Origin of the sequence: Maricaulis sp. (assembly GCF_030149235.1) — a bacterium.
Taxonomy (GTDB): Bacteria; Pseudomonadota; Alphaproteobacteria; order Caulobacterales; family Maricaulaceae; genus Maricaulis.
In genome coordinates, this window is the sequence record NZ_JASBRW010000030.1 from 1 (window position 1) to 5,298 (window position 5,298).

Annotated in this window: 7 protein-coding genes and 1 tRNA gene; 6 read left to right on the forward strand and 2 right to left on the reverse strand. The window is 62.4% G+C overall.

The features are described from left to right. The first annotated feature begins 49 nt into the window (after window positions 1-49). The 3 genes from raiA (at window position 50) to Q1V51_RS04680 (ending at window position 2,099) form a co-directional block, all read left to right on the forward strand. Window positions 50-673, forward strand: coding sequence for a ribosome-associated translation inhibitor RaiA (gene raiA / locus Q1V51_RS04670; protein ID WP_300553522.1), 624 nt, complete (start codon window positions 50-52; stop codon window positions 671-673). Between the two features lie 18 nt (window positions 674-691). After that, window positions 692-1,156 carry a PTS IIA-like nitrogen regulatory protein PtsN gene (ptsN, locus tag Q1V51_RS04675; RefSeq protein WP_300553525.1) on the forward strand — a complete coding sequence of 155 codons (465 nt, stop codon included), beginning with the start codon at window positions 692-694 and terminating at the stop codon, window positions 1,154-1,156. An 82-nt stretch (window positions 1,157-1,238) separates the two neighbouring features. Then, window positions 1,239-2,099, forward strand: coding sequence for a hypothetical protein (locus tag Q1V51_RS04680; RefSeq protein ID WP_300553528.1), 861 nt, complete (start codon window positions 1,239-1,241; stop codon window positions 2,097-2,099). Window positions 2,100-2,182: 83 nt separating this feature from the next. On the opposite strand, the gene Q1V51_RS04685 is transcribed toward Q1V51_RS04680, so the two are convergent. Then, a tRNA-Ala gene (locus Q1V51_RS04685) sits at window positions 2,183-2,258 on the reverse strand. Between the two features lie 103 nt (window positions 2,259-2,361). Next, window positions 2,362-2,799, reverse strand: coding sequence for a TIGR02300 family protein (locus tag Q1V51_RS04690; protein ID WP_300553530.1), 438 nt, complete (start codon window positions 2,797-2,799; stop codon window positions 2,362-2,364). Window positions 2,800-2,918: 119 nt separating this feature from the next. On the opposite strand from Q1V51_RS04690, the gene aroA reads away from it, so the two are divergent. The 3 genes from aroA to Q1V51_RS04705 form a co-directional block, all read left to right on the forward strand. Next, entirely contained in the window at window positions 2,919-4,247 is a 1,329-nt protein-coding gene (gene aroA, locus Q1V51_RS04695) for a 3-phosphoshikimate 1-carboxyvinyltransferase (protein WP_300553532.1), read from the forward strand. After that, window positions 4,244-4,870: a (d)CMP kinase gene (gene cmk / locus Q1V51_RS04700; RefSeq protein ID WP_300553534.1), complete on the forward strand. Its 627-nt coding sequence runs from the start codon at window positions 4,244-4,246 to the stop codon at window positions 4,868-4,870. Before aroA ends, cmk begins: the two co-directional genes overlap by 4 nt. Before the next feature lie 182 nt (window positions 4,871-5,052). Further along, window positions 5,053-5,298: S1 RNA-binding domain-containing protein (locus tag Q1V51_RS04705; RefSeq protein ID WP_300542336.1), on the forward strand; the 246-nt coding region annotated here is incomplete at its 3' end.

Genomic DNA, 5,298 nt, shown 5'->3' on the forward strand with positions numbered 1-5,298 from the left:
AGTTCGAAAACGCCTCACGGGCTGGTGAATGGCCAGCGGGAAGGAGCGCATGCATACACAAGTTGTCAGCAAAGGCATCGACGTCAGCGACGCGCTGCGCGAGCAGATTCTGGGACGCGTAGAAGAAGGCGTGTCCAAATATTTCAACCGGCCGGGTGAAGCCTATGTGGCGATCTCGCGCGAGGGAGTCGGCTTCCGGGTCGATTGCTCATTGCACCTGCCCTCCGGGGTCATGCTCCAGGCGCACGGCGAAGCCGATGACGCCTACAAGGCCGCCGACGAGACCATGATCCGTCTTGAAAAGCGCCTGCGCCGTTACAAGCGCAAGCTCAAGAACCATCATGCGGATCACAAGGCGGAACTGCCGGCCGAACAGATGCCCTTTGTTGTTCTCAAGGGTATGCGAGATGCGTTCGATCGCGAGGAAGACCTCGACGAGGACGCCATCGAGCCGATCGACAATGCACCGGACCCGATTGTCATCGCCGAGAAGGCCGGTGAAGTCCGTACGCTGACCGTCGGCATGGCATCGCTGGAGCTGGATGCACTGGACGTGCCCTTCCTTATGTTCCGCAATGCTGCTAATGGCGGCCTGAACATCGTCTACCGCCGTCCTGACGGCAATATCGGCTGGGTCGACCCCTCCAAGGCCGAACGTAACGAGCCTGCATAAGGACGCAGAAGTTAAACAATGGCGTTAGCTGATCTTATCCCCAGCGATGGGGTGGTGCTCGATTTGGGCGCCTCCAGTCGCAAGCAGGTACTGCAGTCGCTTGCCGATCTGGCAGCCCGCGAAACGGGAATGAATGCGAGAACCATTTTCGACGCCGTCCTCCAGCGCGAGCGTCTGGGCTCGACCGGTGTGGGTCAGGGCGTGGCTATTCCCCACGCCCGGCTCGCCGGTATTCCAGCCGTTGCCGGCTTCTTCGCCCGCCTGAAAACGCCGATCGATTTCGACTCGATCGATGGCCGTCCGGCGGACCTCGTCTTCATGCTGCTGGCACCGGAAGATGCCGGCGCGGAACACCTCAAGGCCCTGGCCCGGGTGTCTCGCCTCCTGCGCCGTGAAGACATTCGCCAGCGCCTGCGGGCTGCCCCGGACGCTGATGCGATCCAGGCCGTCCTGTTCGGCGAACCGGCCAGCGACGCCGCCTGATTGTCCGATAACAGCCCGCTCATCACGGGTTCAGGTCCACTGCAGTGATATCGCCCGGAAGTTCAATTCCTGGAGATGCCCCATGCTGCGTACCCTCCTTCTGGCCACCGCATTGGCGACCAGCGCCCCGGCTTTTGCCATGCAAGCCGATATCGATGCCGCTCGCCTGCAGGCTGAAGCCGGCGATTTCAACGCCGCTTTCGACTACGGCTATGCCCTGACATTCCCCGACAGTGGCGAGGCGGATTATGAAATCGGCCGCTACTGGCTGGTTCAGGCCGCAGATAACGGCATTGCCGAGGCCGACCATGTGCTCGGCCTGATCTATCGCGACGGTGTGGGCGTCGACCCCGATCTTGACCGGGCCCGGGCCTTCTTCGAGACCTCCTGGGCCACGGGTTATGAGCCCGCCGGCTTCAACCTCGCCGAACTGATGATCTTCGACTATCAGGTCGACGCCGCTTCCGGGGTCGCGATTCTGCGCCAGTTGGTTCGCGGAGAGGGCGCGCTGGACGCTCAGCTGATGCTTGCAGACGCCCTCTTCTTCGGGCCGGACAGCATCCGCGATGACGCCGGCGCCATTGCTGCCGCCGAAGCCGCGATTGCGATGGATGCCTCGGCGCTCCAAGCCAATTACATTCTTGGCATCGCCGCCATGGAGGGGCTGTCCGGCGCGGCTGACCCAGCTGCAGCGATCGCCCTGTGGAGCGCGGCGGCCGGTACCGGAGATATCTTGAGCCTGACCGCCCTGGCCCAGGCCTATGGCGACGGCGATGGCGTGACCGCGGACCCCGTCGAGGCACTGGCCTTGTGGCAAACGGCTGCCGCACTGGGCGATTTCGAGGCTGCAGAAGCCGCTGCCGCGCTGGAAGACCAGCTCAACGAAACCCAGCAGGCCGAAGCCCAGGCGCGAGCCGAGCAGCGGCTGGCACAAATACCGTGAACAAGCAGCCAGATCCGGTAATGCCGGAGCCTAACCGTACAGCTCAAAGAAAAACCCCGCCGGATCCCGGCGGGGTTTTGTAATGGTGGAGCTAAGCGGAATCGAACCGCTGACCTCTTGAATGCCATTCAAGCGCTCTCCCAACTGAGCTATAGCCCCGAAACCCGGGTCGCCGCCCTTGGGGTATGGGCGGTCGAGAGGCGCGGAACCTAGTCCCGGATGAGACCGGGATCAAGTGCGCAATACGCCTCTCCTGCAGCGATCAGAGGTCTTCTTCGCCGTCGATGTTAAATTCGCCGAGATCGTCATCCTCTTCTTCGTCGATCAGGACGGTCGTATTGTCGTCCTCATCGCTGTCTTCGATGTCATCGGATTCGAAATCATCACCGATATCATCGCTCAGACCGGATGCGTCTTCATTCTCATCATCATCTTGATCAGCCGGTTCTGCAGCGGCCAGATCGACCTCCACAGCATCATCGGCCTCGTCTTCGAAACCATCCGCTTCAGAAGACGCCTCTTCTTTTTTATCCTCTATGTCCTCAGCCACCTTTTTCACAGGCGGGATCTGCTGCTCGAGTTCGGTAGGGTCGTACTCGTGCTCACACTTCGGACATTGGGCGGGCATCCGCCCGAGATCGTAAAATTTGGACGCACAGTTCGGACAAGTCCGCTTCGTCCCAAGATCAGCTTTGGCCATGACTTCCCTTCACAACCACAATACGTTTCGGCGGGTCCCGTTGCCACGATCACCGCGCTCTGTCAAAACCTGATGACGGTGATCCCACCTCAATCCTTGAATTTTTGTTTACAGCGCCAATGACCGACCGCTTGCATGGCCCTTTTCGGGCCCGCCCGTCCCATCCGCTCCAGGGCCAGTTTCAGGCGCCCGGAGACAAGTCGATTTCCCATCGCGCCTTCATGTTTGCGGCTTTAGCGCAGGGTGAGAGCCTCATCGAGGCTGCGCTGGAGAGTGATGATGTGCTCAATACCGCCAAGGCCATGGCGGCCATCGGTGCCGATGTGGAACGCACCGGGCCCGGCGCCTGGCGCGTGACCGGTCTGGGCGGCCGATTCGAATCACCAACTGAAGATCTCGACTTCGGAAATTCGGGGACCGGTGTGCGTCTGGTGATGGGTCTGCTGGCCGGTACAGGTATCAAGGCCCGCTTTGTCGGCGATGCCTCCCTGTCCTCACGGCCGATGAAACGGGTCACCGACCCGCTGGCGCAGATGGGGGCCAAACTGGTGACGCAGGATGGACGCCTGCCGGTCGATATGCAGCCAGCCCAGCTGACGGGCATTGATTACACACCACCGATGGCCTCGGCCCAGGTCAAATCCGCCGTTCTCCTGGCGGGTCTGACGGCACAGGGCGTCACCGTCGTGCGAGAACCGGTTCCGACCCGCGATCACACGGAAACCATGCTGAAGCTCTTCGGCGGCGAGATTACCGTGGCCCTCGATGGCGAGGGGCGGCGCATCACCCTGCCCGGCTCGCAACGTCTCGACCGGGCCCATATCCGTATCCCCGGTGATCCGTCTTCCGCCGCATTCGCCGTCGTGGCCGCCCTCATCACCCCTGGGTCAGAGGTCACCATCACCGGCGTCATGGATAATCCGGCCCGCTCAGGCCTGTACCGCACGCTGCAGGACATGCAGGCCGATCTCGATATCTGCCCGGGCCCGGACATGGCGGGAGAACACACGATCGATATCACCGCCCGATACAGCGCGCTGAAGGCGATCGATGTGCCGGCCGAACGCGCCCCTTCAATGATTGACGAGTATCCGATCCTGTCCGTGGCGGCCGCGTTTGCAGACGGGACGACCCGGATGCACGGGCTGGACGAATTACGGGCCAAGGAAAGCGACCGTCTCGCGGCCACAGCAGACCTGCTGGCCGCCAATGGCGTCTCGGTTGCCATTGAGGGCGACACGCTGGCCGTCACCGGCGCAGCGGAGGTGCCGGGTGGCGGCCGGGTCGCAACCCTGCACGACCACCGCATCGCCATGAGCGGCCTGGTTCTGGGCCTGGCTGCACAAAACCCGGTCGAGGTCGATGATACGGCCATGATTGCCACCAGCTATCCCGACTTCCTCGACCACATGGCCGCACTGGGCGCCGAGCTGGAGCCTGTCCGATGATCATTGCCGTCGATGGGCCGCTGGCCTCGGGCAAGGGCACGATTGCCCGCACCCTCGCGAGCAAATTCGGCCTGCCCTATCTCGATACCGGCTCGCTCTATCGCGCGACCGCCCTGGCTGTGCTCGATGCCGGCGATGACCCCGCCGACAGCGATGCCGCGGTCCGGGCCGCGCGGGGGCTTCAGGTTGATGCCATCGACGAGACTCGCATCCGTACCGCTGAGGCGGGCGCGGCCGCGTCAAAAGTGGCTGCCATCCCGGCCGTGCGCGAGGCGCTCTACCAGGTGCAGCGCAATTTCGCCTACCAGCCCGGAGGCGCGATTCTCGATGGCCGCGATATCGGCACGGTGATCTGTCCCGATGCCGATGTGAAACTCTTCGTCGTCGCTGACGCGGAGACCCGGGCCCGCCGCCGCTGGATGGAACTCAAGGCCAGGGGGGACACGATTACCTTCGAGGAAATGCTCGCCCAGACCCTCGAACGGGACGCGCGTGACTCCGATCGCAGCGACGCCCCCATGCAGGCCGCGGACGATGCGACCTTGCTTGATACGACGTCCTTGAGTATAGACGCCGCCGTTGCGGCAGCTATCGCGATTGTGGAAAAACGCCAAAAGGCGTGACCCTGTCACAGCTAGCGCAATATGAGTTCGAGTAAGTTCGAGCGGTTTTGCGGTCTCATCCGAGCAGCGAAAGCGCTGGAACTCATTCGTGATGTCAACACCTAACCAGCTGTTATCGCAGCACAAACCGGCGCGCCACTCTCTAGATCAAACCTTGTTCGCCGGCTGGAGCAACCCCTTATATGTCTACCGAATCTCTCACCCCGACGACTGATGATTTTGCCGCCATGCTGGAGGCAAGCCTCGCCGGACGCGATCTGGCTGAAGGCCAAGTCGTCAAAGGCAACGTAACCGCCATCGAAAACGACGTTGTTGTCGTCGATGTTGGCCTCAAGACCGAAGGCCGCGTGCCGATGCGCGAGTTCACGGGTCCGGGCTCTGAAGCCCCGGCCGTGGGTGACGAAGTTGAAGTTTACCTGGAGCGCATC